Genomic DNA, 25,957 nt, shown 5'->3' with positions numbered 1-25,957 from the left:
TGCGACCTCGTTCAAAACCGCTTGCCGACGGAGCCGCCCGTTCACGGCGATCCCGTCGGCAATCCGGCCTTTGTCACATGCCGGATGCGGCTATCTGAGATGCGAAGTCGCGATAGGAATATAATGGCCGCCCCAAAATCCCGGTCAGGCGCTCCACGTCGCCAGCCTCCGGGATCATGCCGTCGCTGACATAGCGCTCGGCCATCAGGCGCATCTCATACGCCGTCCATTTCGGCATGAAATTCGCCATATTCAGTTCGAACCCGCTGGGATCGTCGCCGCCATAGGCGACCGGGCGGCCCAGAATGTCCGACCAGATGGCGGCGACGTCCGAACCGGTCAGCGTATCGGGGCCTACCAGATTGATGGTCTCGACCGGCATTGCGTCCGGGGCTTGGTCGCGGCGGATGAGCTCGATCGCTGCGACCTCCGCTATGTCGCGGGCGTCGATCATGGCGATGCCCTTGCCGCCGATGGGCATCGGATAGACGTCGTGGTTCAGGATCACCTCCTTGATCATATGCTCATTGTCGATGAAGTAGGACGGTCGCAGGATCGTGGCGTTGAAGCCCATTTGTTCGATCATCCGCTCGGCTCCTGACTTCACCGCGAAGTGCGGTACGTTCACGAAGCGGTCGGCATGGATGACGGACAGATAGACGAGCCTGTCGACGCCAGCTTCGCGGGCGACGTTCAGGGCGATGAGCGCCTGGGTGAATTCGTCACCCGTGACCGCATTGAGCAGGAACAGCGTGCGTATGCCGGAAAATGCGGCGCGCAATGCGTCCATGTCGAGCAGGTCGCCCCGGACGACATCGACGCTGGCCGGGAAGTCGGCCTTGGCGGGATCGCGGGTGAGCACGCGCACATGGGCGCCCCGCTTGATGAGCTGATCGACGACATGGCGGCCGACACGGCCGGTGGCGCCGGTGACAAGAATGGTCATGGGGTTCTCCTTGGGTTTGTCGCAATCGACAAGCCGGAAATTAGTGATCCAAATTTTCTGCAATAGACGCTATATCTGGACAGATCGTCTCTCTGGTGGAACATATGGATCTGCTCGCCCTCACCGATTTCAACCTTGTCGCCAGGCATGGCGGGTTCGGACGCGCCGCACGCGCCGCCGGGCGCCCCAAGGCAACCTTGTCGCGCCGGGTGGCGGAACTGGAGGCGAGCCTGGGGTTGCGCCTGTTCGAACGTGGGTCCCGCGACCTCAAGCTGACGGAGGAGGGGCGGGCGCTCCACGCGCGTACGGCCGCGCTCCTCACCGAAATCGATGAAACGGCGGCGGCGATCGCCTCGGGCGGCGACAGCCCGCGAGGGCGGCTGCGGATCAGCGTACCCCTGCTCTTCTCCCAGACCGCGATGGGGAGGCTGGCCGCCGGTTTCGCGCTGGAATATCCTGAAGTGCGGCTGGAGGTCACGGCCGACGATCGCGCCGTCGACATGATTGAAGAAAGTTATGACCTTGTTATCCGGGTCGATCCGCGAGCGGATGAGAGCTTGGTGGGGCGGGCTTTCCTGCATGACCGGCTGGTGGTCGTGGCGGCTCCGGGCCTGACTCGACCTGCTGGCGATTCCTCCATTCCCGCCGTCGTGCGCGGCTCGGCCGACCCTGAAAATATCTGGAGCATGACTACACCGGGCGGACCGTTTTCCATTGCGGTCGATCCCATCCTGTCCCTCTCTTCGATGGTCATGGTCCGCGACGCGCTTCGGCTGGGCATCGGCGTCGGGCGCCTTCCCCTTTCATTGGTAAGCCGCGATCTTGCTGGCGGCCGGCTCGTCCAATGGGGGGAGGTGGAGGGGCCGGATACCATGTTGTGGACATTATATCCGTCGCGGCGGTTGTTGAGCGCCCGCGTATCCGCTTTCCTGACGTACCTCCGAAAGGCGTTTCCCAAGGGGACGCCCGACGAGCTGGCGGCCTTCATCGATTAGAGCCCGTTTGAGAATGCGCCTATTGGCGCATTGCGGCACCAGCCCTCTCCCCCATCCGGCCCCCAACGGCAGTATTTTATGGGTGGCCGGGTGGGGGAGAGGGCTGGTGCCGCCTCGGAAATCGCTCTTCCGCGATTTCTCAAACGGACTCTTAGCCGTTCCGTCGGGTGGGATGTTACAGAAAGTAGATTGGTAAAGGAAAGGAGATTAGAACATATGTTAATGGAATCGTGATAATGTAAAAATTATTGATCTACGTAAAAAAGTCCTCACCCATTTATAAGGGTGAGGCCAGTTGGTCGCAAAACAGGCAAAGCCTTTAATTTTATTTAATCATTAGCCCTTTTATCTGAAATAAATCAAAAAAAATAGATTTGTAAAATATTTACAGATATTTCAACAATTTAAACGAACAAAATCCCCGGCCTGCGGGGCAGACGGGGAGTGGTTTCGCTACGGTGTCGATGGGATAATTCATCAACAGATAATTGGTTCAATATCCTCCCAAGAAATTCGTTCGAATTTTCCTGTGAAAGACTTTTTCCATCAATTACCTGATGTTGAGGTCTGGCGGTCGATGACCGGCTTTTCTCCACTTCCTTGTAGATCGACATGGACCGCGATCGAACCTCGCCATCCTTGCGGACACGCGTGTTCGTCATGGACCGCGCCCGTTCATCGTCGTCGCGCGCCGTGGCGATGCGCGTTTCCCGCGATAAGAAAGCCACTCAAATCAAATTGCCGATGAGCAATTTCTGCGCTGCCAAGCCAGCCCATGTAAAGCATCAGCGCCGCCCCAAGATTAAAAAGGCCCAGAATGAACAACGGAATGCGCAGCTTCATGCCTGATCGCTCATAGATTTCTGCTTCACGATTAAGCATCCCTGATACACTTCCACAGCTACCATGACAGTCAGTCGAATACCTCGTAAGCGTCAAGATAAACGGCAACAAATGGTCGCCTGCCGCTGGGCCGCTTTCCAAGCCCCGAACCAGACCATCGCCTTGTCGGCGGCAAGGAGCGATTTGCAGGCTGGGAACGACGCTCGGGGGTGGCGAGCGGAATGTCAGGCTCATGCCGCTGGTTCGGGCGCCGATATGTCCTTGCTGGCTGGCGGCGATGGAAGTGGTGAAGGTCCGTCCACATAGCCGGTGAAAACATCCCCGGCCTTGAGGCGGGCGCTGTCCCCTCCGGTGAGCAGGCCAAGAAGGCCGAACCCCACGACCGCCAGCACCACGCCGGCGCCATTGCCATCGCCCCGGTCGGCATAGTCTCCTCGTAGGGGAACCTGGCCCGAAGGCAAATCGAGATAGAGAAGTTTCGCGCCCAAGCGACCGCCCTTGCCCACTGCGCCGTTCTTTTCGACGCTCGCGATCTCGCCCCACGCTGTCGAGCCGACGGGCACCACTGGCACCCCATTGATGTAGATCGGCTCATCGACGCGCAGTTTGAACCGGTCGCCTAGCCGGGCCGTACGACTGTTGATTTCCTTAAGAACCATAAGCCGCACAGGCGTACCTGCCGGAAGCACGGGAGCTATGGCCCCTGGAGCGCCGGACTGCGCGACTGATTGCGTCGGCACTCCTTGCATGATTTGATCGCGCGGCGCCGCCGTCTCGGGCAGGGAGACGGCAAGCGCAACGGCAAGGACAAACATCAATTGCTCGCGGGCGGCGCGGGATCGAGGAATTTGATCGCAACGCCGGTGGCGGTGCTGGAACCCCAGCTCAACGCCGTCACATGCGCATCACCATATTGCGCCTTGATCACCGCGTCCGCACCCAACTTCTCGCCGCGCTCCCACAGCTCACGATAGATTTTTTCCTGACTGGGCGCCTTGCTGAAGATCGTCGCCTTGCGAACGCCGGCCTTCACTTCGCCAATCACCTGATAAGGACGGTCCGTGATGTCGTAGGGGAAGACGGGAACGCCTGCCTCTTCATTGACGATGGCATGATGCTTGGCCGTATCCGCCGCAGTCGCTTGAGCGGACAGAATAGCGACCGACGCGACTGCGACGGCAAAAAATGCTTTAACTTTCATGATATCCCCCGATTTGGAAGCGAACGATTGCACTACCCGCGATGCTCGTCAAGCCATGCCACATATCACTGTCATCCAGATAGGTTGGATCAGGAACGTGTTCCCTGCAGCGGTCCGCTGCCGGATTGCGGCGGAACGGGGAGCAACAGATACTGATTACATTCTCACATCGACACCCATTGATCCCAGCTTCGCAAATATGAGCGACTTTGCGATGGCTCCCATCGTTTCCAAAGACCAGATACCCGTCTTGCGCATCGCTGCCTTGGTGAAACGCCAGACCTCGGGATCGCGAACCTGATCAAGATATTCATGTCCACGCCAGGTTAGACGCACCGCGATCCAGCAACGGTCATTTGGAGAAATATATCCTGCTGTCGCAAGGCCGGCCTCGACCAACAAGCGGAAATGATGCTGGACCTGGTGCGGCTCGTGTCCGACCAGCCTTGGCACTTTGAGCAGCTCGGCACTTTCTTCGCTCTCCATTGCGAGCATCAGATCACGAATCAGTTCAGGGTCGCGTTTCATACCGCAAAAGAGAACAAAACAGGATCGAATAGGAAAGGCAATTTATCATAAGACCAACGGCCCCATCTCGACCGCCACGGCTTTCTCACCGAGACCGGCGGAACAAGATCTTCCCGAGCTGCGCAAAACCGGCCATCAAAATCCACCCAAGGAGGAAATGACCAAGGACGAACGTCCAACCAAAACCTTCGTCGCCGTCCGCAACCGCAACGAGGGCGGCAACGAGGGTGATAAGCGCATAGGAGGCCCAGCTGAGGCCAGAACTTGTCCGCATGATGTGCCTTTCTGAGCCTCCCCTACGCATCATCGACAACGCCGGCAACCGTCGCCAGCAGAAGGAGCAGTCCACTGCCCCGCGGACCAGACTGATCTTTCAGGTCACGCTCAGCTTTTCCCGCATGGTCCGAGGACAAACATATTTGAAAAACGCCTATTACTCCTCGCCTATACCCTTTCATTCTCGCACCGGCATCGCCAGAAAGTCAGATGGGATGTGTTCCGGGGGGATCATGAGAATCAGTGCTGTTGCGTCCGCCATCGGGCTGGCGGGCGTGATGTCCGGCGCTTCGGCGCGCGAGCCAAACAAGGAAACCCGTGCCGGTTCTGAAACGGCGGAGGCGGGATTGATTGTCACAGGCGAGAAGTTCCGCCGTTCCCTGAAGGAAACGCCAGCAAGCGTGGCTGTTGCGACAAACCGTGCCATCGACGAGCAAGCGATGGTCTCGGCCTATGATGTTCTTGATCGGACGCCCAATGTGGCCGTCGACGGAAGCCGGACCAGCTTCTCGATCCGAGGCATCGATGCGTTCAATGTGTCGGGAGCCGGCGAGGGCACGCTGGCCAGCGTGTATGTGGATGGCGCGGCCATTCCCCGCCTCGCATTGGCCTCAGGGCCGCTCGATCTCTTCGATGTAGCGCAGGTCGAGATATGGCGTGGCCCGCAATCCACCGTCCAGGGGCGCAATGCGCTCGCCGGAGCGGTCATCATCAATACGGCGGACCCCACTTTCAGCTGGAGTGGAAAAACCCGGCTGCTGCTGACGGACGAGGATGGCCAAAGGCGGCTCGGGATGGCGATCGGCGGCCCCATCGCGGAAGGCGAGGTCGCGTTCCGCCTGGCGGGCGAAGCTTCCAAGGCGGGCGGCCTCATTCATAATGTGACAAACCAGGCCGACGGCGATCCGCAGCACTCGCGGACATTGCGAGGAAAGCTGTTGCTGCAACCACGGGTCCTACCGGGCCTGCGCCTGATGGGCGCGCTCCTTTATGACCGGCATAAGCGTGGCACCTTCTATACCGAACTTGATCCGCCCTATGACCCGCGCGCACGGATCACGACCTCCGACGTCCAGGACAAGAAGCAAGTTACCAGCGTAATCGGAACGGTCTTGGTGGAATATGAAGTCGACGCCGGGTCCGTTCTCAAATCCGCGACCAGCTACAGCCGCATCCGCTTCCGCTCACTCTCCGATGCCAACCGCACTGCCGTACCAGGCCAGCTCAGCCATATCGACGAGCTCGATCGAGTCTTCCAGCAGGAGGTCCGCTTCCATTTTCGCAGAAGCTGGGTCGAAGGATTGGTTGGCGCCTATTATCTGCAGGAACGGCGTGCCTATGCCTATAGCGCATTGCAGAGCCTCAGCCTTGCAAGCCTCGGGATCGGACGGCAGTTGCAGGCAGCCGGCCTCGGCCCGTCGACGGTGGAGGCGGTCCTCGATCTCTATGGCGGCACCCTTCCCATCAGCAATGGTCTCACTCGTCCAGGGGTGACAGACAATCATGCGGGTTTTGCTGACCTGACATTCCCACTTGGCCGCCAACTGCATATCCGCATGGGCCTGCGCTACGATGTCGAGACCTCCAGACGGCAGGCGGCGCAACATATCTCGATCGACCATCCTCTGCCCAATCCTGACGAACTTGCGGTTCCAGCTCTTGGTCCAGTAGTCCGCCGGTTGAACGACCTGCTCCTCAATCTCGTCCAGGGCGCCAACAGCGCCGAACCGCCCCGTCGCGTACGTTACGAGGCCTGGCTCCCCAAGCTGGGCCTCAGCTATGATATCGCTCCGAATATGGCGTTGAGCCTGACGGCGCAACGCGGCTATAGGGCGGGAGGTTCGGGCTTCAACGAGCAGCGCGCGGCAAGCTATGATTTCGAGCCCGAGTACAGCACCACCTATGAATGGGCGCTGCGCTCGTCATGGCTCGGAAACCGGCTTTCGCTCAACGCCAATCTCTATCGTACCGACTGGAGGGACCAGCAGGTGCTGGTTCAACTGACCCCAGGAGCCCTTTACGATACCAGGATCATCAATGCAGGCAAATCCCGGCTCCAAGGCTTCGAGATAGAGACGCATGGCGCCGTCTCCCGAACGCTCACCCTGCACGCAGGCCTCGGATTTGGAAGCGCCCGGTTCAAAAACTTCCCCATCGCCCAAGGCAACACGCTCGAGAATACCCAGAACAAGACATTTCCACGCGCGCCACGTTGGACGCTTTCAGGCAGCGCGAACTTCACTCATCCCTCTGGTTGGTCAGCGAACGTCAACGCCAATCATCGCGCCGCCTATTACCAGAATGTCATGGATCAGCGCGCTCGCGACATCCCTGCCCGGACGTTCGTCAACGCGAAGGTCGGATGGCAAGGAAAGCATATGGGGGCGTTTCTAACGGCCGCGAACATCTTCAATGTGCAGAAGCCAAACCAGTTTTTCGTGGATACCGACGGTCGCAGGCGCGGCACGTTGAACGCGCCGCGCATATTGGGCGTTTCGTTCGAAGGACAACTGTGAGCCAAGTCGAGAGCATGGCGAGTTTCAATGCCCTGTCCGCAACGATTGCCAGGGAATTCGCGCCGCCACGCTCAACAGCCAGGCCCGGCATCCAACTGTCCCTCCTCGTTTTTTTCCGCGAATTCTCTCTACACAGCCTAGGAAATTTCCGCCACAGACATGGTTAATGAGGGAGACTATCGGGAGGCGCATGTTGGACGATCGGATCGCCAAATTATCCGATGTGCAAAAGCGGTGTCTCCGCCTGACGGCGGAGGGACGAAGTTCGAAGGAGATTGCGCCGCTGGTGGGCCTGACTCATCAGACCGTCGACCAGTATCTTCATCGTGCCCGGATGATTTTGAATGCGGAGAATCGGCGCGAAGCGGCACGGATTTTCGTGGAAATCGACCGCGCAGTTCCGTTCAAACAATTTGAATTAAAGCCGACCGACGTTGAAATCCGCGAGGATGCAGGCATTTCCGAGGAACCGGTCGAGCGGCGACAGGCGCAGCCCAAGTCGCTCGGCCTTCCCCCTATCGGAGGTCCAACCAATGACCTGACACGCACTCAGCGCCTCATGGCGATCGGCAGGATCGCGCTCTTTCTGACGATCATCGTCCTGACGGTGATCATCCTCTTTGCGGCGGCACTCGACGCCCTGTCGAGATGACGCTCCGCTTCACGACAACCAGCTCTTACAAACGCACGCCCCAAGGGATGGTGCGAAGGAGACTTCATGACCGAATTCAATCCGCTGCAGGCCCGCAAGATCGTGACCGATCTTGGCCGGACGCAACTTCTGATCGATGGTGCGCTCAAGAAATTTTCCATGCTGACGACCGATGTGATCGAAGCCTTTTCCGAAGCAAAGCTGAGCGATGCGGCGGGCCAGCCTGCGCTCGAGGAACTGGCCGACGGCTTCAAGACCTTCGTGGAAGGCCGCCGCAACTTCGTGAACGCTCACAAGATGCTGATCGATATGAAGCAGGACTCAAACCTGCGCACCGTCGAAATCGGCTGTGACCCTGGCCCGCTATGCCCTTGGATCGCGCCGGAATCGCAGTTGCAACTGGTTGCCTAAGGGCTGCTTAGGTGCTTTGGCCGTCTTGCACAATATGGAAGACGGCCAGAGTTCATGCTTTTGATCTTGTATTGGATTATGACGCTATGCTGCTGTCTGTATGCCGCATGCGCAGGCGGTTCGGTAGGGCGCATCGGCGCGGGATTGATCGTGTTCAAGACAGTCGCGGGATTCTACACCTCGATCCTCGATCAGAGCTGGGGTCACACTCTTTACCCGGTGCTGTCTGTGGACGTGATATGTCTTGTGGCATTCGTCATTCTCGCACTTCAGAGCAACCGGCATTGGCCCCTTTGGACCAGCGGTTGCGCGCTCGCTGCTGTTGCGGTCCATTTGGGGTCAATCGCCCAGATCGGGATCGATCCGAAGATTTACCATGGTCTGAGGAGTCTATGGGCTTTTCCGATGCAGCTCTTCATGGTGCGCGGAATCGTGCTCGACATCCGATATCGGCGATCCTGCGCGAACATGGCTGCCAGAGCCTTGGCCTGATCCCTTATTTCGAAGCGCGCATGGCCGCGCTGGCCGAGGAACAAGTCCGCGTTCTATTCTTCAATGATGCTTGCGACGCCATAGCCGACGAACGCATCTGGCCCGGCACCGCAACGCATGTGGAGCTCCCTTTGGGCGAACTTGTGAGGCACGCCATAGCATGCGGATCGCCAATGCTTCTCTTCGCTCACAACCATCCCTCCGGCGTGCCCCAGCCTAGCCGGGCGGACGTTGAGTTCACGCGAAGGCTCGTCAGGATCTGCAAGGAACTGCAGATCAGGGTGCATGACCATATCATCGTCTCCCGGAACGGCTCGTTCAGCTTCCGGAACCTGGGCTATATGTAGCCCTTCTCCGCGCCTGCCCATCTGCCTTTCCCCTTCGACCGACGACGCATAGGTAGAATCCCGTATTACCCTCACGGGGGAAATATGTCCCTGGGAATTGCGACCAACCGAGAGGGTAGCGACAACAGAAATTTGCCAAAGCCTGATTTTGAATTAACGTAAGATAAGTCCGGAACCACAGCTAGCTAGATATGATGATGGAAGACGTTCGTGCGTTATTGGATGAGAAGATTGCCCAAAGCAAAGCCACCTATTCCGACATCTCGCGCCTGATCGGCAGAAATCCGGCTTATATTCAGCAGTTCATCAAGCGCGGGACCCCCCGCAGGCTGGATGAGCAGGACCGTCGAACGATCGCACGGTTCCTTGGCATATCCGAACATCTGCTCAGCGGGCTGCCGTTGGAAGGGGCCGAGCCCGCACCGCCTTCCAAACCGGCAAGGTCGGTCTCCGTGCCGAGACTTTCTCTGGGCGCTTCGGCCGGGGCGGGCGCGCTCGACATTGATGAAAGCGCATCCGACAGCGTGGCGATCGACAGTCGCTGGCTCCAGGAGATCGGGGTTCGGCCGCCCTATGTCTCGATCATACGCGTCGATGGCGAATCCATGACCCCGACCCTGAACCATGGCGACGAGATCATGGTCGATCACAGCGACAATATGAGCAGGCTTCGAGACGGCATCTATGTCTTGCGCCTGGACGACGTGCTCCTGGTCAAGCGCGTTGCGATGGGGCTGCGACGCGACGAGTTCAGCATATTGAGCGACAACAGCCTCTATCCGAGCAGGACGAACGTCGATCCCGCGCTCGTCACTATTGTGGGCCGGGTCGTTTGGTCAGGGCGCATTTTCCGTTGATATGCGGCTAAGGCTCTGATGGAACGGTCGGCAAGTCGGCAATCAGATCGAGCAACTCAATAGGCGGCACGGCTGCTTGCCCAGGCAATGCGTCGATCGCCGCGCCCAGATGCGCTCCTGCTTGAGACAGGCCCAGTTCATCCAGGAAACCAAGGCACCGATTGAGGATCCTGGCGATGTCCGCCACAGGCTGATCGAGCTGTACTTCGGGCAGGGGGGTTTGGAGATCCTCCGTTGCTTGCACCGAAGAACGACGAGTCCTCTCCACCATATCTCCGTTCCCTTCATGAGGCCCTGCTACTCTCGCGAAAGGCGAATGGGAAAATCTTTCAAGTCCGAAATGGTTAGTGAGTGGCTCTGCGAGGGGTTTAGCCAGCCGCTGACGGCGCAGTTGCCCTATGCAGCTATTCATGCCTTGTCCGCTAACGTGTGAACAATTCGTCGGCAATAGGATCGGGCAGTGACCCAAGTATGCAGAAATTTCAGTTGCGACCCTTCCTTGCCGTACGGGATCCATTTTCGCCCTCCAGCTCCGGAAGATCAGCTGTCCGATATACGCATCTCGAAGCAGGCGATTCCCGAATGACGGCTTAGCGGCGGGCGGCTTGGCAAAGCTGCCCTGCCCCGTAGTGGGGGCAGCTGCCGCGCCCCGACGACTTTCCGGCCCTCCGACGGTTCGCTTGTTAGCCCCAGTCAAAGCCGACTGAGAGCCTCTACGATTTGGCGGAAGGGGACAGGCTTCTGGAGTCTCGGCACATCTTCCAGCTCCGGCGGAATCTTGTCGGGATCGTATCCGGTCATGAAGAGGAAGGGCACGCCGCGTTCCTTCAGCAGGCGCGCGATATCGAACTTCGGCCCCCCGCCGCCCAGGTTCAGATCCAGCACTGCATGGGTGGGCGTTTGCGATTGCAGAAGATTGAGCGTCGCGTCCTCGCTCGGGCAAGGACCCAGAACATCGGCGCCCGCGCCACGAAGCGCTGCGGCGGTGTCGCCCGCGATATAGTAGTCGTCCTCGACCACCAGAATCTTGCGACCGCTCAGGTCCGGTGCCTCCGTCATATCGAGCATTCCTCCGAAAAAAGTCATGGGCGCATCGGTCTCGAGGATGCTTTCGCCGTCCTTGAGCGGAAGCTCCATTCGACAGTGTGCGCCGCCGGGCTGGAGACTCAATGTCCCCGTTCCTCCAAGTTCGTAGGGGATACGGCCCTCGATCAGGTCGCTGCCAAACCCTCTACGTTTGGACGGTTCCAGCAATGGAACACCGCTCTCCGTCCACTCCAGCGCCAGCCAAGCGCGTTCCCGCTTCTCAAAAGACTCCCACGACACGCACAGACGGCCTTCCGGGACTGAGAAAGCCCCATATTTCAACGCATTGGTCGCGAGTTCGTGGATAGCTAAGGTCAGCACTTCCACCGCCTTGGGCGACAGCCTGATCTCAGGCCCGTTCAGTTCGAATTGATCCTCCCGATGCGCTTGTGCGCCGACCTCACTCGCGATGATCTCTCGAAGGAAACCACCGGCATTGGCCTCGCGGGTTAGCAGGACCTGCACGCGCGCCAATGCCAAGAGGCGCCCTTCCAGCAGCGACCTGTAGTCAACAACGTCCATGGCGCCATCAGCTGTGCGCAGCGCCATAGACCGGATCATCGCCATGATGTTGCGCACCCGGTGCTGAAGCTCCGCCAGCAGCACGCCTTGATGTTCCATGGCGCGCTTCGCGTCGGTAATATCCTCTGCGATCCCACCGATCCGCTGAACGCGTCCATCGGCATCCTCGAGCGGGAAGTCTGTGTTCCTGATCCATCGGAACGCCCCGTCGGATGGCCGCTGGATGCGAAACTCATGGATGGCAGTCTCTCCCGCCAGCGCAGCCTCCATCCGCGCAAGGGCGCCATGTCGGTCCTCGGGCACGACCAGTGCCGCCCACCGCTTCACGTCCCCGAGCAGCCCGTCGGGTTCCACGCCGTAGATCGCGGCGGCAGCTGGGCTGGCAAATTCCATTGCCAGACTATTCGCGTCTCTGATCCACAGACCAGTCGAGGAGGCGTTGGCAAACTGCCCGAAGCGCTCTTCGCTCTCTCGCAGCGCAGTCTCTGCTGCGGCCCGATCCATAGCCGCCCAGGTGCGCTCGGAAACTTCTTCGAGCAGAGCAATCTCACCTACCGACCAATGCCTGGGCCGAGCGGATACCGCAACCAGGACCCAGAGCGGGTTCTTCTCACCACGGCGCAGCGTTGCAGCGACAAGCGCTCCAAAGCCGAGCGCCGCCATATTATGTCTGTCCGTCTGGGAAATGCCCGCAGTTCGCGCGACGTCATCGACCACAAGCGTTCGATCAAGCACCTCGCGATAGGCTTCCGGGAAGTCGGAGAGCCGTATTTCCCGAGGCATGGCTGGGACATCGTCGGTGCCGACCTGATGGGTAATGTCGGCACGGTCCTCCGCCAGCCGGTACGAGGCCAGGTAGCAGCGATCCAGCTTCAAATGGTCGAGAACTTCGCTGATCCCGTGATATGCCACCGCCTCGGCATTGGGCATAGTGCGAAGCGCGTCGCTCAGCCTGAGCAGGAAAGCTTTTCGCTCCTCGCTCTCGCGCAGCTTTTCGTAGGCCTGCTTGCGATCGGTGATGTCTCGCCACTGGATGGCGATGTTGCCGTGAGTGGTCGGATATGCGCGAGTATCGACCCACATCGTCTTGCCGTCCGGCCAGCTATAGCAATGCTCCATCGCCTCCGGTAAGCGGTCGCGCATGACGCGCTTGAACATTTCGCCCTGCGGCGAGTCCTCGCTTCCGGGGAAGGCCTCCCAATGGTTCCGCCCCACGAGTTCATCGCGGGTGCGCCCGTCGAGCCTCAGCGTTTCCGCGTTGACATCGAGGATCGTGAAGTCGGCATCGAACAGCGCGAATCCTTCCGATATCGAATCGAGGACGTCGCGTAGCTGCTGCTCGCTCGCGCGGAGCGCTGATCGCTCGGCTGTGGCTTCGTCGAGGGCCAAGCTCATCTGGAACGCCGCTGCGGTAAAGCGGGCCAGGCTTTGCAGGATGCGCGCATCTTCTGCATCGAACCGTCCCTCGGGGGTGTGCTTGATCGCCCAGAGGGTACCAACCGCCTTGCCCTCAGCATGCCAGGGGGCGAGCAGGTTCTCGTAAATGCGTGGTTCGACGATCCGGAGGGCCGGAAAGAACCGCTCAGCCTCACGGAACAGAAGGACGCAGTTGCGTTCCATCACCGTTCCGCAGGGGCTCGCCTCCCGGGGCATGGTGCCATGAAGATGCGGCGCAAATCCGCCTGCTGCGGCGTGCCAGCGGAGGATGCCGCTTGTTCCGCCGGGCTCCAATATGCTGATGCCCGCCGAGTCCGCATGGCACAGCGCCATGACCAGTTCCGCGCATTTCTGGAGCACGCCGCGCGGATTGGTTGCCATCTCCTGGGCCAAAAGACCGAGCGCCCGGCTCTCGGTTTCATGGTCTGGGCTCCGGGAAGCGCGGCTCGCCAGCTCGGCCGTGATCAGGACATCATCGACCCCTCTCATCAGGGGTTCGGAACCGGCAGCGCTTGTCATCGCAGCCTCCTGGAGCCCCGTGACCGCCCAACCCGGGCTCGCCTCTCCGCGTCGATCAGGTAGCCGAAGTCGATCTCATCGCCCAGGGCGCTGCAGGCGATCAACGCGTAGGGAGCAGCACTTACGGCCTGCCCGAGTTTCTCGAACGCGAGAAAGGTGGAACTCTCCGGCGCGAGCACCTCGTCCGCGCCGTCGCGAAGGTGATGGACATGATGGGTCACGGATGCTCCTGGTGGCGGACACGCTTCATCAGGGCGTGACCCTCCCGCTGATTGTTGCACCACCCATAGCAACACAGCATGTGAGTCGCCCCAACTTAGGTTGGCCGTGTCCGCTTCCACTCACTTCTGAGTGCCGCGATTTGCTGGTGGCGCCAAGAAGAATGCGAACTCATCCGACGGCCGGTCGCATCGAGAAACGGACAAGTTCAAGCTTGTCCGGCGCCTGGGGGTCGGGCTGGTAAACCGACAAGCCTGGCTCGCCCGTCGCTATGTCACCGCGCCCCAAAGCGGCCAGCATGCTCGTCATAGCTTCATAACCAGCGTGCCAGCGCGCCGCGGCAGATTGGCTGGAGAAGTCGAATGCCTTGCCAGCAACCTCCTTCGCCTGATCGGCATAGGCAAGGCGCAGCACCGTGACCGAAGCCGCTCGCTCGCCCTCGGCATCGAAAAGAGCCTGCCAGGCCGCGAGCGCGCGGCGGCTTTGGGTCGCGAACATGAGGTCCTGGCTCCGCTTTGCGCTGTCGCCCAGCGTGCGCGGACGGCTGCCAGATAGCGGCAGCAGATCTACGGCGATACAGAGAAGCGGGCGAGCAGGCTTTTCGGACAGAATGACATCGAGAGGCAGGTTCACTGAAATGCCCGCGTCTCCCAGCAGCCTCTTGCCGACCGCGACCGGCGGGAACAGCGGAATGAGCGCGGCGCTCGCGCGAATTTCGTCGCAGCCGATCCAACGGCACCTCGTGTCGAAAGCGACATCCTCTCCGCTTTGAATATCAACAGCTGTAAGCGACAAGCGCGGCGAGCCTTCATTGAGTTTCGCAAAATCGACAAGCCGCTGAAGCGTGTCGGCCAGCGGCCGGAGATCGTAGAGGCTCGGGGGTTCGTCATTGCCCAGCGGGTTCCACCAGGGGCCGTAAATTTGACGGGGCACGAAAAGCCCAGGATGTCCGCCAACCAGCGTCAGTGCAGTCGCCCAGCTACGCCTTACCGTCTCGGCGATTTCCGGTAGATCGAGTGGCCTAACGTCGCCGTCATATTTCCACAGTTCACGAAGCCGGCTGACCCGGTCGGAAGCCCTGTTGCCGCAAATCACCGCTCCGTTCACCGCGCCTGCAGACGCACCCGCGATCCAGGAAGGCTCAAGCGCCTGATCGTGAAGCGCCTCATAGGCTCCAGCCTGATATGCGCCCAGTGCGTTGCCACCGCTCAGCACCAGCACAACATCATAGGGTTGACCGTTCAAAGCGAAGCGCCCGCAGCCGAGCTCGGGTCACGGTGGAAAATGACAGGCGCCACACAATCTCCTGCGTTGTAGCATCCCCAAACCGCTCGCGGGGGGCGTCGTTCCACGTTGCGATGCTGCTCGTCGCCCCCTTTCGGTGCGTCTGGCGTTCCTGCATCGTGCCTGCCGGAAAAGCCGGCACTTCCGGGAGCACATAGATTGACCCGTTCGTTTAGGCGGCGGACGCACATCGCCGCGTGTCCGCGCTCATGATGAGCCTCATTATCACGCTGGCCTCTGGGGCATCCGCCTTGAGCACGCCAGCGCCCCCGAAACGGTCCGGCCACAATGCCGCAGGATTGTTCAGAGACCTCTCTCCTTATTCAATCGACCTTGTGCCTGGCCGCCAGTCTGGCACAGGCGCCCGGCGGCATGGGGAGCAAACCGCTTCCCTGCTCGCCGCCCGGGCCGATGGCGCGGGAACTTCCGGCATTGCTTATGAAGCGACACTGCTCTCCATCCGAGCGGACCGTGACGGCTCCTGACTGGAGACATGCGCCTTCGACCCCAGTTTTGGCCCAGGCAATCGACTATGTGTGGATCATGGGCGAGCGTCATCGGCATGCCGATGACATCAAGCCAGGCGATCCGCGCCCTAGAAACCAGGGCGCTTGGCCCACGAAATGCAACAATGACTGATGCTTGGCGGAAACCCGCGCCCGCGCCGTTACTGCCGCCAGCGGCTCTACGCTCTTGCGCGTCACTGGCATCATCAGCCCTGTGCAATAGTCCCGGAGCGGTTCGGCTCGGTCCGCATGCCCGATCACCTCCGTCAGTCCCTTCACATAGACTTCGAACGCCTCCGCTGCGCGACCGCCTGTGCTCTCCATGCCGCTCATCCATCGCTGTGAATCAGCAGCGTATCACACCTAAGTGGCGAGCGAATCCCCGGGACAACGTTTCGTGAATCAGTAAGACTAGGGGCTAGTCAAGGGCAAGACGCAGACCCATCTGGCTTGGGACAAATGGGAAAATTCCAATCTGGAAGGGCTGAAGGAAAAATGGTTTCACGACATTTCCGATGCTGACGGCACCTCTTATGATGAAAATGAGGTCGCTTTTCTTCGACTGATCAGCAGGCTGGACGAAATGACGGCATGATCCCGATCAGACTGCGAGTGAAGTGGTATGCCCGGCAGTCGAGTTGCAAAAAGGAATTTCCGAACAATTGGGAAAAGGGATCGGCACGCAGCCTAAAGGCCAGTGGGCACCACCTGCGTACGATTATTCGCCGCAGGACGAAAAGCGAGCTTCTGGTAACCTGCGTTGCACGCGCAGGAAGCGAAAGCAGGTTGGCGGCATTCAATGTCCATGAACGGAAATGACGGACATTTATCGCACGATGCTGCCACCGCCGACATTCTGCATGGGTGGATGGGGACCAGGGTGCACGTGATCCTCGCCGATATAACCAATGTCGTTGGCCATCGCATCATGCGCAGCCCCGGATTGGCGGCGCATCGCATAGATTTTGCGAATGGCGGCGTCGCCAAGATATTGTTCACCTGCGACGGGCTGCTACAGCAGTTCGAAAGCTATAGGATCGATGTCGTGGCACGTGATCGGAAGATCATCCTGATCAACCGCTGCGGCTGAGCGGCCTGCGCTCACCATCGTCGCCATTTCAACGAAAGCTCACTCCAGCGCGACGTCCGAGGCAGGTCATAACCGTAAGCGCCGCCAGCAGGTTCGCATGCGCGGCATGGTCATCGTCGCTCAGCTCTGGCGCGATCTGGATCATGACGACGTTGATCATCGCGCCACGCGGCAAGCGACGACCTGAAAGCGCTGGACGTACAACGCGCCGAACGGCAAGGCCGAACTGATGGGTTTCAGCACTTCGGCAACAGCGTCAAGCTTTCTTGCGGCGTCAGTTACCCGCCATCGGCGAACTGGACCTGCCTGCAGTCTTCGAAAGGTTGGAAGCAATGGACCTGATCCACGTGGATGGAGATCGCGTAACCATTGCGAAGGATGAACTCGGCAATAACAATCACCTTCCACCACTCTCGGAGCGTTCGGACGTCTTGCCCTTGCCCCTGGTCTTTGAAGCCGGCTTGGTCCCGCGCGCATTGTTACCGCCGCCCGGACCCGTTCCCGTGCTGCCGCTGGCGCCATCGCCGCTCTTTTTCCCGACTGTCCCGGAGTACCACCTTCACCTCCTTGCGCCATTTCGATCCTCCTCAGATGAGAGGGCGCGGACCCCGGCACGGCCCATCCGTTCCGCTCCTCCTGATCCACGATAATGCCTTCTAGTGATGCTACCCTAAGTTTGAGAGGCCGCAACAGGGGGCTCGTCGAACCCATCAGGCCCATTGCCCTATCGGAGACTGACGCATCGTCAATATCTGGCGGTTGCCGCAATTGCCGCGTCCCTCGCGACGTGTGCACCAACGGACGAGGCGAATTCCGGGGACTCCAGCGTTCGCGTCCAGGAACACGGCCTCCGGGGCCGTAACTGACGGCATTCCCAGCAAAAGGGTCGGCTCAGCCCGGACGGATGCACGATCTAATGGCAGAGCACGTGGCATCCGGATCGCCGATAAACCTGAGTTATCGGTTCGGAATCACTGATCAAGACGTAAAGGTGCTCGCAGTGAAAGCAACCATCGGCCCCGATTGCCTGCCGCGGCCTTGATCGAGTTTGGCTAAACAGGCCTTGGCCCTGGGTTGATACGTGATAAGGTCGAACCATCGCCGATCAATTGCCCGCAGGCTTCGTCGACTGAGAGTGGTTCGTGCTCCCGCTTGCAAAGACGGGATGCGTCCATTGCCTTACTCCCCCAACCTGCAGCTTTTTCTCGACAGGCTTTCCCGTTAGCGTCCGCGCTCGTGGTGTAATTTCTGGTGTAGATTGAGATGATCGCATGGGGTGGGGCATGCCCCACCCCATGCGATTTCGATCTCGGTGGCCACCGGGCTCATCGGTAAGGTGGAGTTACCACACTTCACACGCCCACCGAGGAGTTGATCCCGATGACCGACGACAGACTACCGCTTGCCGAGCTGATGGCGAAGACTGGAGATGGAGATTTCCTGCGCACGATCGCCGAGAGCGTATTACAGATCATCATGGAGGCCGACGTCGATGGCCTGGTCGGCGCTAGCCGACACGAGCGCTCCGGCGACCGGACGACCTGGCGGAACGGCTACCGCGACCGCAGCCTCGATACCCGGCTCGGCACGCTCAACCTGAGGATTCCCAAGCTACGGACCGGCGCCTACTTCCCTGGCTTCCTGGAACCCAGGAAGACCGTCGAGAAGGCGCTGGTCGCGGTGATCCAGGAGGCGTGGATCGCCGGCGTCAGCACCCGGCGTGTCGACGAGCTGGTGCAGGCCATGGGCATGACCGGCATCTCCAAATCCTCGGTGTCCAAGCTGTGCAAGGATATCGACGAACGTGTCCATGCCTTCCTTAAGCGGCCGCTCACCGGCGACTGGCCCTACCTCTGGCTCGATGCTACCTACCTCAAGGTGCGCGAGGGCGGGCGGATCGTCAGTGTCGCCGCGATAATAGCCGTTGCCGTCAACACCGAGGGCAAGCGCGAAATCGTTGGCCTTCACATTGGACCCTCCGAAGCCGAGCCATTCTGGTCGAGCTTCCTCAAGGACCTCGCACGCCGCGGACTGACCGGCGTGAAGCTGGTCATCTCCGATGCCCACGAGGGCCTCAAGGCAGCGATCACTCGCGTGCTCAGCGCCACCTGGCAGCGGTGCCGCGTCCACTTCATGCGCAATGCCCTGGCCTACGTGCCCAAGGGCCAGAACACCGTCGTCGCCGCTGCCATCCGCCAGGTCTTCCTCCAGCCCGACCATGCCGCCGCGACACAGGTCTGGCGCCAGGTCGCCGACCAGTTGCGTACCCGCTGGCCAAAGCTCGGCGCCTGCATGGACGATGCCGAGCACGACGTGCTGGCCTACATGACCTTCCCCGAGCAGCACCGCGTCAAATTACATTCCACCAATCCACTGGAACGCCTGAACAAGGAAGTGAAGCGCCGCGCCGATGTCGTCGGCATCTTCCCGAACGAGGATAGCATCATCCGCCTCGTCGGCGCCGTCCTGCTGGAGCAGAATGACGAATACCAGCTCCAGCACCGCTACATGCAGATCGAGGGCATGGCCGCCCTTGCTACACCAATGATCGAGGAGGCACAGCCGCTACAGATTACACCCAAGGCCGCCTGAAAATGCAGCCCGCTGGCCACACCCAATTCTACACCACATTGACGGACGCGACCGGCTTTCCCTTCGCTCGATCCTCACTGAGGAAGAACGGGGAGCAATATTAAGCTTGCCGGGTCATGCCAAACAGGTCGAAGCGAATGTTGACTTCGTGGCTCTGGGAGAGACGGTCACTCATTCCTGTCTCGTCGTGGCAGGGCTCATCGGTCGTTTCGACCAGAACATGAATGGGACCCGTCAAATTACGGCGATCCACATACCCGGCGATGTGGCCGATCTTCATTCAGTGGTGCAGCCACAGGCGACCTCCGCTCTCCAGGCTCTCTCCGTCGCGACTGTTTTACAGATTCCCCATGCCGCGCTGAGACGCGCGACGGCACAGCATCCGGCCTTGGCTGAAATTCTATGGCGGGACTGCATGGTGGATGCCGCAATCCTTTCACAGTGGATTGTGAACGTAGGGAGGCGAGAAGCAAAGGTTCGCATCGCTCATTTGCTTTGCGAAATGGCTTCGAGGCTCGGCGCGCCGGCTGCTGCCAACTCCTTCTCGTTCCCGTTCATGGTCACCCAGGTTCAGCTCGCGGACGCGACAGGGTTGACGACCGTTCATGTTAATCGGGTGCTGAAGACACTGCGAGAGGACGGCTTGGCGGACGTTCGCCGGCGCGAGGTAGCAGTTCACGACTGGGAAGCTTTGGTTGCGGCGGGAGATTTCAATCCTAACTATTTGCAGGCTGATATCAGGCCAGACGAGAGACTAAGGATCGTTCAGACCGCCTGAGTGGCTCGATTGACTACAACGGTCCGGAACGTCGTTATCAAAGCCGGGCATGGCCTCGAGTCGGCCCCTAATGTGGGTTAGCGCTCACTCCTTTTTAGCTTCCGCATCGGAACTGGCAGCCGCCGCGACGATTGGCACCTTCACCCATGCGAGCAAAAAAGTGGCCGCATCCGGAAAAGGATCGAAGACATGTCCGTTCTCGACAGGCTCGTCGCGGCCGTAACCCCGCCGGAATCGGAAGAAGACCGCGCGGCAGCCCGGCAAAAGGCGCGCTCGGCGGCAACGGCTGGGGACTGGCTCGACCAGATACTCAACCATCATGAGCAGGTGGAAGCCGCCTTCTCCGCCGCAAAGGCCGCGACTGATATTCAGAGCCGCACCCTAGCACAAAGAAAATTGGCGGCTCTTCTGACAGCGCATTCCAGCGCAGAGGAGGTGATCGTCTATCCCCAGCTCTCCCGCGATCACAAGACGCGCATGGTGATGGCCTATGAAGAACAGCAAGCGGCGAAGGTTCAGCTTGCCCTGCTGGAAGATATCGATCCGCTGAGCCATGACTGGCTGGAGAAGCTGGAACATATTCGCGGCGCGGTCACGCACCATGTCTATGAGGAAGAAAATGATCGCTTCCTCCATCTGAAGGAAGAACTGCCACCTGCCGACCAGGACCGCATGACGGCGCGCTACCGCGAAGAGATGGCGCGTTATGACAGCGGCCTTTGATCCGCGAAATGGACGTCGCCAAAGCCGCCGCGCTCCCTGCTGAGCGGTTCGAAGGGGCGCCGCACGTCATCATTCTGGGCGGCGGCTTCGCCGGTCTCGCTTGCGCGCGCGAACTGGGCGGCAGCCCGGTACGCGTGACGGTCATCGACCGGAACAATTATCATCTGTTCATACCGCTCCTCTATCAGGTGGCCACGGCGGCGCTTTCTCCGGCCGACATCGCCCAGCCCATCCGCCGGATAGTGCGGCGGCACGCCAATATCAGCGTCGTCCTGGCGGAAGCCTGCGGCCTGGATACGCACAGGCAGCGCTTGTTGTTGGCAGATGGATCGTCCATGCACTTCGATCGGCTGGTGATCGCAACCGGCAGCCGTTACAATTATTTCGGCCACCCGGAATGGGAGAGTGCGGCACCCGGATTACGCAGCATCGATGACGCCCGTCTGCTGCGCAGCCGCCTCCTTCGCAGTTTCGAACTGGCCGAACGCGAGCCCGATCCCGTTCTTCGGCGAGAACTCATGACCGTCATCATCGTCGGCGCCGGGCCGACCGGGGTCGAGATGGCTGGTGCCGTCGCGGAGCTGGCGCACCACACGCTCGTGCGGGACTTTCGGCACGTCGACCCTGCCGATGCCCGCATCCTCCTGGTCGAAGCAGGCGACCGGATACTGGCGAGCTTTCCGCGGGAACTGGGCATCTACGCCCAGCGCCGCCTCGACGAACTGGGCGTCCAGATCGTCTGCGGCCGCTCCGTGGAGGCAATCGACAATGAATCCGCCGTGATCGCGGGCGAGAGGCTCCGCGCAGGAACAATCATATGGGCGGCGGGGATCAAGGCTTCGCCGGCGACTGACTGGCTGGCGGCAGAGCGCGACCGGAGCGGGCGAGTGCGGGTCAGTCCCGATTTTTCGGTTCCCGGCGTCCCGCATGTCCATGTGCTTGGCGACTGCGCAGCCTTGGACGATCCCAAGACCGGACGGCCGCTCCCTGCACTGGCCCAAGTGGCGCAGCAGCAGGGCCGCCATCTGGGGCAGTCGCTCGCGCGCGAGCTGAGCGGGTCCACGCCGCTGGGAGCATTCCACTTCCGCGACCGCGGCAACACGGCCATCATAGGCCGCAATGCCGCAATCTTCGATTTCGGCCGCCGCCGCCTGAAAGGATGGCTGGCTTGGCTGCTATGGGCCATCGTCCATGTCTATCTGCTGATCGGCTTTGAAAAGCGCCTGCTGGTCAGCATCCAGTGGCTATGGCGCTATTTCACCTATCAGCGTGGAGCCAGACTGATCACCCAGCCGCCAGAGCCGCGGCCTCAACCCGCGCCGGCAAAGGAAGAATATCATGACACAGGAGACATCAGCCCGCATGAAGCCGGGGGATCGAGCGCCGGCCGGCACTGAAAGCAGCCGGGACAATCTCTGCCCAATATGCAGTGGTAAGGCTATAATCGGCGAGGAACCATGTCCTCACTACGAGGACAGTGGGCATGTTATCGAAGACATCGGCGGAGCCTGACCGGGTGAAGGTCAGCGGGTGAATCGGGACGCAAGCCGCAGCGCGACGGATGGTGCAGCCGGCGACCTGCAAGGCCATCTAGTCGATCAAACCAGCCTCCGCCGGGTCTGCCAGTTGGAGGCCGAAGGGGTTGTCGAACGCTATGTCGCCTTGGTGGACCCGGAGGTAGTCGGCCTTTCCGTGACAGCTCCGTGACAGCCTTCGTCCGTGTCCGCTTGGACCAGCAAGACGACCGTCACCTTGCTTTCTTCGAGAGCGCCGTCACAGAATTCCAGGAAGTGATGGAAATGCTATCTGATGTCCGGCGAGGCCGATTACCAGCTACGCGTGCTGGTCCGTTCATTGGGGGCATTTGAGGATTTTCTGCGCCATCGGCTGACCAAGGTGCCGGGCGTCGCCAACGTGACTACCAGCTTTGCCCTCCGCCCGGTGATTTACAAGACCGAATTGCCTTCCCTCGAATGGTGACACGCCTCGAAGAGGAGACCCGGATCGGCAAGGGCGGGACCCTGGCGGGACAGCTCTCGGGGCTCGACCTGGTGGTGCTCGATGAGCTTGGATATCTGCCGTTCGCGCGCTCTGGTGGCCAGTTGTCGACACTTGCGATATTCTGGCAGGCGCTCCCAGCGATCCTGATCTAATTCGGCGATGGGGCGGCGTGGCGGACGAGGCGCCTCATGGCTCGTAGGGTACCGGGCAGGTCAACATAACTAATCTAAATGGCGTCCGCGCAAAGTGGGTGCAGTATCGACCAGCGGCCGCTATTCGCCGAACGGGTAGGTGTCCGGAACTCCCGGCCCATGGTGCTCCGTCCCGAGCGGCGTCAGCGCCTCCGTCTCGTCGAACCAGACATAGGCGTCGAACTGCTCGGATAGAACCGCCTGCGAATAATGGCTCCAGAGTTCGGTATCCGGGCGATAGATGACACCGATGAAACGCTCCAGGCGCGGCTCCGCCAGCCGGCGCCTCAATGCATCATGCTTGCCCGGCGCGAGATCTAGCAGGAAGCGCGGCTTGCCCGCATCGTGGCATAGCCGCTCATAGCTGTCGCGGCGCGAAGGAAGCACGCGCTTCACCTCCATGTCGCCGTCCCAGTCGGTCGCGGCGGCGACCGTGCCGCTGTGCGTGCCTAATCCGATCAGCGCCGCGTCGCGGCCGAACCGTTGGCGGCAAAGCTGGCCGATGTTGAGCTCGTCGCGAACCGCACCCATGTCGGTATGGCGGGCATCGCCGATGTGACTGTTGTGCGCCCAGACGATCGCCTTGGCGTCGCGGCCCTTGGCTTCGAGGATATTCTCGAGCGTCTCGAACATGTGCGTGTCGCGCAGATTCCAGCTCTCGGAGCCGCCATAATACATGATGCGGTAATAGCGCTCGGCCGAGGCCACCAGTCGCGCGTTCTGCGCCGCATCGAGGAAGCTCTCGCCATCGGCCTGGGCATAGTCAGCCTGTCTGGCGAGCAGCGCGCGGCATTGCTCGATCACGGCGGATTCGCATTCGGCATAGCCGCTTCGGAGCGCGGAGCGGCCATAGGTGGCCGGGTCCTTCTGCCAGGGGGTGAGGCAGCCATAACGCTCACGGGCGGTGGCCGCGGCGTCCGGATCGACCCTATCGAGATAGTCGAGCACGGCCGCGATCGAGCCGCGCATGTTGTACATGTCGAGTCCGTAAAAGCCCGCGCGGCGATCCATGTCGGCGATGGCTTCATTATGCCCGCGCATCCACTCCGTAAGGACCGCGATTTCGGTGTTGCGCCACATCCAGGTCGGAAAGCGCTGGAACGGCGGTTCTGCGGACGTCCTGCGCGGGCGATGCCGCACGTAGCGGTCCACTGCCTCGGCATCGGGCCAATCGGCCTCGACCGCTACGATCGTGAAGCCATGATGTTCGATGAGGTGCCGGGTGATCGCAGCGCGGGCGCGATAGAACTCGGCCGTGCCATGGCTGGCCTCGCCCAGCAGCACGACGCGGCGATCCGCGAAGCGATCGAAGAGCGCCCCGAACGCCGGATCTTCGAAGTCGGGGAGCGGCTCGGCTGCCTCACCGATCATCTCGGGCAGGCTCAGTTTGCGCGTGGCACCCGGCAAGTGGTTCGCCGCCGAGCGGCGCCCGTCCTCGGACCAACCCTGCGCGCCGATCAGTGGTACAAACCGGACCGTGCCGAGATCCTCCTCCGCATAGCTACCAGTGCCAGTGCGCGTGATCTTGCACAGCGATTGCTCGCCCGCATCGCCCACCGGCACCACGAGGACGCCGCCGACCTTAAGCTGGTCCTTGAGCGCCCGCGGCACCTCGGGACCACCGGCTGAAACCAGAATCGCGTCGAAGGGCGCCTGATCGGGTAGCCCGAGCGTGCCATCGCCGATGCGCAGATCGACATTGCGATAGTCTAATGCCTGCAGCCGCGCGCGCGCCGCACGGCCGAGCGCCTCGTGCCGCTCGATGGCGAATACGTCTCCCCCGATGCGACTGATGACGGCAGCTGCATAACCTGAGCCCGCGCCGACCTCGAGCACGCGGTCACCCGGCCCGATCTCCGCCGCCTCGATCATGGCCGCGACGATGTAAGGCTGGGAGATCGTCTGTCCTTCCTCGATAGGCAGCGGCGCGTCCTCGTAGGCGAACTCCTCCATAGCTTCCGGCACGAAACGCTCGCGTGGGACCTCGCGCATGGCGGCAAGCACCGCTTGGTCGCGGATGCCGCGACGGGCGAGCTGGACATCGATCATCCGGTCCCGCTGCTCAGCCAAATCAGCCATCGGCCGTCTCCGCGGGGGCGGCCCTCATCGGTACGCCGAGCGCGTTGAGTTCGGCGAGGGTCTGCTTGGCGCTGCGGTGATGAACGAAGGTGCCGCCGGCGTCCTGCCAAAGAGGGGCGTGCTTCGGCTGATCGTCGACGAGGATGTCGCCGGACTGGCAATGATTGCGTTTGTCGACGGCCATCACCGTCAGAATGCGGGTGCCCGGAAAATGCTCGGCCGCCCAGCGCACCTTCTGCGGGGCAGCCCATTTGCCGCGCGGAAGGCCAGTCAGGATGATGGGATCCAGGTGCCGCACCCCCTCAAACAGGATCATCGCATCCGGCATCAGCGGCAGGGTGCCATAGAAGTCGGGATGGCGGGCGATCTCGCGCCAGAAGGCGGGGAGGCCGCGGCGCTTTTCGAAGACACGCGGCGGCATGCCGAGCAACTCGGTCGCGCCGCGATCGAAGTCGGCCAGTACGCCGTCGCAGTCGAGATAGAGCTGCATCAGCTAAAACCTTGCCGGTTGGATATAAATCGGAACCGGCGTGGGCAATGGCTCCCAACCCCGTTCGGCGATCACGTCATTGCTCTGGACGGCCTTGCGGCCCCGGCTTCGGTCAAGCGACCAGGTGATGTGGTAGGTGCTGCCGTCGGGCCGGTCCGTGCTGCCGTCGATCGAGACGATCAACGCCTGCAGACCTTCGCCATCATCGACCCTCCCGACGATCTCGGCAGCCTCTTGTGCGGGCAGAGGCTCATTGGCGGAGGCACCCGCGTGGAGCGTGACATGATCGGCTATCACGTCGGGCCAAGTCGGCGGAAAGCGTTCGAGCAGCTGTGCCCGCACGTTCCGATCGAGTTTCCAGCCTGTGACTGGCATC

At 61.0% G+C, this 25,957-nt stretch carries 27 protein-coding genes and 2 pseudogenes; 15 read left to right on the top strand and 14 right to left on the bottom strand.

Annotation, left to right across the window (positions count from 1 at the left end):
- Positions 1-73 precede the first annotated feature (73 nt).
- Positions 74-946, bottom strand: a complete 873-nt coding sequence (locus TZ53_RS06400) for an SDR family oxidoreductase (RefSeq protein WP_044660755.1) — start codon at positions 944-946, stop codon at positions 74-76.
- 104 nt (positions 947-1,050) lie between these two features.
- Here TZ53_RS06400 and TZ53_RS06395 point away from each other — a divergent pair, with 104 nt between their 5' ends.
- Positions 1,051-1,941 carry a LysR family transcriptional regulator gene (locus TZ53_RS06395; protein WP_025548433.1) on the top strand — a complete coding sequence of 297 codons (891 nt, stop codon included), beginning with the start codon at positions 1,051-1,053 and terminating at the stop codon, positions 1,939-1,941.
- 675 nt (positions 1,942-2,616) lie between these two features.
- On the opposite strand, the gene TZ53_RS26665 is transcribed toward TZ53_RS06395, so the two are convergent.
- From TZ53_RS26665 to TZ53_RS06375, 4 genes are all read right to left on the bottom strand, one after another.
- The gene (locus TZ53_RS26665) at positions 2,617-2,784 is read right to left on the bottom strand and encodes a hypothetical protein (RefSeq protein ID WP_157009781.1); all 168 of its coding nucleotides are present in this window, start codon (positions 2,782-2,784) and stop codon (positions 2,617-2,619) included.
- Between the two features lie 230 nt (positions 2,785-3,014).
- Entirely contained in the window at positions 3,015-3,443 is a 429-nt protein-coding gene (locus tag TZ53_RS25590) for a hypothetical protein (RefSeq protein WP_052816674.1), read from the bottom strand.
- A 155-nt stretch (positions 3,444-3,598) separates the two neighbouring features.
- Positions 3,599-3,985, bottom strand: coding sequence for a hypothetical protein (locus TZ53_RS06380; protein WP_025548431.1), 387 nt, complete (start codon positions 3,983-3,985; stop codon positions 3,599-3,601).
- A gap of 156 nt (positions 3,986-4,141) precedes the next feature.
- Entirely contained in the window at positions 4,142-4,513 is a 372-nt protein-coding gene (locus TZ53_RS06375; protein ID WP_025548429.1) for a DUF2513 domain-containing protein, read from the bottom strand.
- Between the two features lie 157 nt (positions 4,514-4,670).
- Between TZ53_RS06375 and TZ53_RS27740 the strand changes: the two genes are divergently transcribed.
- The 7 genes from TZ53_RS27740 to TZ53_RS06345 all read left to right on the top strand — a co-directional run bounded on the left by TZ53_RS27740 (position 4,671) and on the right by TZ53_RS06345 (position 10,064).
- Positions 4,671-4,802, top strand: coding sequence for a hypothetical protein (locus tag TZ53_RS27740; protein WP_272947353.1), 132 nt, complete (start codon positions 4,671-4,673; stop codon positions 4,800-4,802).
- A gap of 130 nt (positions 4,803-4,932) precedes the next feature.
- Positions 4,933-7,305: a TonB-dependent receptor gene (locus tag TZ53_RS06365; protein ID WP_238320130.1), complete on the top strand. Its 2,373-nt coding sequence runs from the start codon at positions 4,933-4,935 to the stop codon at positions 7,303-7,305.
- A gap of 190 nt (positions 7,306-7,495) precedes the next feature.
- Complete coding sequence (locus tag TZ53_RS25585; RefSeq protein ID WP_052628129.1) at positions 7,496-7,957, top strand: helix-turn-helix domain-containing protein; 462 nt, start codon at positions 7,496-7,498, stop codon at positions 7,955-7,957.
- 66 nt (positions 7,958-8,023) lie between these two features.
- Positions 8,024-8,368: a hypothetical protein gene (locus TZ53_RS06355; protein WP_044660754.1), complete on the top strand. Its 345-nt coding sequence runs from the start codon at positions 8,024-8,026 to the stop codon at positions 8,366-8,368.
- A gap of 54 nt (positions 8,369-8,422) precedes the next feature.
- Positions 8,423-8,860 carry a hypothetical protein gene (locus TZ53_RS27110; protein ID WP_052628127.1) on the top strand — a complete coding sequence of 146 codons (438 nt, stop codon included), beginning with the start codon at positions 8,423-8,425 and terminating at the stop codon, positions 8,858-8,860.
- A gap of 20 nt (positions 8,861-8,880) precedes the next feature.
- Positions 8,881-9,207, top strand: coding sequence for a JAB domain-containing protein (locus TZ53_RS27105; RefSeq protein WP_052628125.1), 327 nt, complete (start codon positions 8,881-8,883; stop codon positions 9,205-9,207).
- Between the two features lie 194 nt (positions 9,208-9,401).
- Positions 9,402-10,064 (top strand): S24 family peptidase, encoded by a 663-nt coding sequence (locus TZ53_RS06345; protein ID WP_044662902.1) that lies wholly within the window; start codon positions 9,402-9,404, stop codon positions 10,062-10,064.
- Positions 10,065-10,071: 7 nt separating this feature from the next.
- Here TZ53_RS06345 and TZ53_RS25965 read toward each other — a convergent pair whose 3' ends face one another.
- From TZ53_RS25965 to TZ53_RS06320, 5 genes and pseudogenes are all read right to left on the bottom strand, one after another.
- Positions 10,072-10,335, bottom strand: a complete 264-nt coding sequence (locus TZ53_RS25965) for a hypothetical protein (protein WP_084694332.1) — start codon at positions 10,333-10,335, stop codon at positions 10,072-10,074.
- A 422-nt stretch (positions 10,336-10,757) separates the two neighbouring features.
- A complete protein-coding gene (locus TZ53_RS25960) occupies positions 10,758-13,628 on the bottom strand; it encodes a PAS domain S-box protein (RefSeq protein ID WP_084694331.1) in 2,871 nt (956 codons plus the stop codon).
- The gene (locus TZ53_RS06330; RefSeq protein ID WP_044660752.1) at positions 13,625-13,849 is read right to left on the bottom strand and encodes a hypothetical protein; all 225 of its coding nucleotides are present in this window, start codon (positions 13,847-13,849) and stop codon (positions 13,625-13,627) included. The genes TZ53_RS25960 and TZ53_RS06330 overlap by 4 nt, the downstream gene beginning before the upstream one ends.
- 169 nt (positions 13,850-14,018) lie before the next feature.
- Positions 14,019-15,092, bottom strand: coding sequence for a patatin-like phospholipase family protein (locus tag TZ53_RS06325; protein WP_044660751.1), 1,074 nt, complete (start codon positions 15,090-15,092; stop codon positions 14,019-14,021).
- A 641-nt stretch (positions 15,093-15,733) separates the two neighbouring features.
- A pseudogene (locus TZ53_RS06320) lies at positions 15,734-15,961 on the bottom strand (transposase); the annotation flags it as partial.
- 556 nt (positions 15,962-16,517) lie between these two features.
- Between TZ53_RS06320 and TZ53_RS27100 the strand changes: the two are divergent.
- Complete coding sequence (locus TZ53_RS27100; protein ID WP_172668304.1) at positions 16,518-16,727, top strand: hypothetical protein; 210 nt, start codon at positions 16,518-16,520, stop codon at positions 16,725-16,727.
- A 28-nt stretch (positions 16,728-16,755) separates the two neighbouring features.
- On the opposite strand, the gene TZ53_RS27735 is transcribed toward TZ53_RS27100, so the two are convergent.
- Entirely contained in the window at positions 16,756-16,887 is a 132-nt protein-coding gene (locus tag TZ53_RS27735) for a hypothetical protein (protein WP_272947352.1), read from the bottom strand.
- A 1,220-nt stretch (positions 16,888-18,107) separates the two neighbouring features.
- Here TZ53_RS27735 and TZ53_RS06310 point away from each other — a divergent pair.
- The 6 genes and pseudogenes from TZ53_RS06310 to TZ53_RS06285 all read left to right on the top strand — a co-directional run.
- Positions 18,108-19,319 carry an IS256 family transposase gene (locus tag TZ53_RS06310; protein WP_011950834.1) on the top strand — a complete coding sequence of 404 codons (1,212 nt, stop codon included), beginning with the start codon at positions 18,108-18,110 and terminating at the stop codon, positions 19,317-19,319.
- Between the two features lie 106 nt (positions 19,320-19,425).
- Positions 19,426-20,097, top strand: a complete 672-nt coding sequence (locus tag TZ53_RS06305) for a Crp/Fnr family transcriptional regulator (protein ID WP_238320129.1) — start codon at positions 19,426-19,428, stop codon at positions 20,095-20,097.
- A gap of 189 nt (positions 20,098-20,286) precedes the next feature.
- Positions 20,287-20,820, top strand: a complete 534-nt coding sequence (locus TZ53_RS06300; RefSeq protein ID WP_044660747.1) for a hemerythrin domain-containing protein — start codon at positions 20,287-20,289, stop codon at positions 20,818-20,820.
- Positions 20,821-20,828: 8 nt separating this feature from the next.
- Positions 20,829-22,217 (top strand): NAD(P)/FAD-dependent oxidoreductase, encoded by a 1,389-nt coding sequence (locus tag TZ53_RS06295; protein ID WP_084694397.1) that lies wholly within the window; start codon positions 20,829-20,831, stop codon positions 22,215-22,217.
- 412 nt (positions 22,218-22,629) lie between these two features.
- On the top strand, positions 22,630-22,800 hold the full coding sequence (locus tag TZ53_RS27470; RefSeq protein ID WP_238320128.1) for an Lrp/AsnC ligand binding domain-containing protein: 171 nt from the start codon (positions 22,630-22,632) through the stop codon (positions 22,798-22,800).
- Positions 22,794-22,925, top strand: a pseudogene (locus tag TZ53_RS06285) (ATPase); the annotation flags it as partial. The gene TZ53_RS27470 and the pseudogene TZ53_RS06285, both read left to right, overlap by 7 nt.
- A gap of 168 nt (positions 22,926-23,093) precedes the next feature.
- Here TZ53_RS06285 and TZ53_RS06280 read toward each other — a convergent pair.
- Genes TZ53_RS06280 through TZ53_RS06270 form a run of 3 tightly spaced genes read right to left on the bottom strand, consistent with a single transcriptional unit; the run spans position 23,094 to position 25,956 of the window.
- Positions 23,094-25,091, bottom strand: coding sequence for a protein-L-isoaspartate(D-aspartate) O-methyltransferase (locus TZ53_RS06280; RefSeq protein WP_044660745.1), 1,998 nt, complete (start codon positions 25,089-25,091; stop codon positions 23,094-23,096).
- The gene (locus TZ53_RS06275) at positions 25,084-25,581 is read right to left on the bottom strand and encodes a hypothetical protein (protein WP_044660744.1); all 498 of its coding nucleotides are present in this window, start codon (positions 25,579-25,581) and stop codon (positions 25,084-25,086) included. The genes TZ53_RS06280 and TZ53_RS06275 overlap by 8 nt, the downstream gene beginning before the upstream one ends.
- A gap of 3 nt (positions 25,582-25,584) precedes the next feature.
- Positions 25,585-25,956: a hypothetical protein gene (locus tag TZ53_RS06270; RefSeq protein WP_044660743.1), complete on the bottom strand. Its 372-nt coding sequence runs from the start codon at positions 25,954-25,956 to the stop codon at positions 25,585-25,587.
- Position 25,957: the final 1 nt, after the last annotated feature.

The sequence above is a fragment of the Sphingobium sp. YBL2 genome, from assembly GCF_000943805.1.
Taxonomy (GTDB): domain Bacteria; phylum Pseudomonadota; class Alphaproteobacteria; order Sphingomonadales; family Sphingomonadaceae; genus Sphingobium; species Sphingobium fuliginis.
The sequence above is the reverse complement of the archived record's forward strand: the minus strand, read 5'-3'. Positions and strand labels throughout refer to the sequence as shown.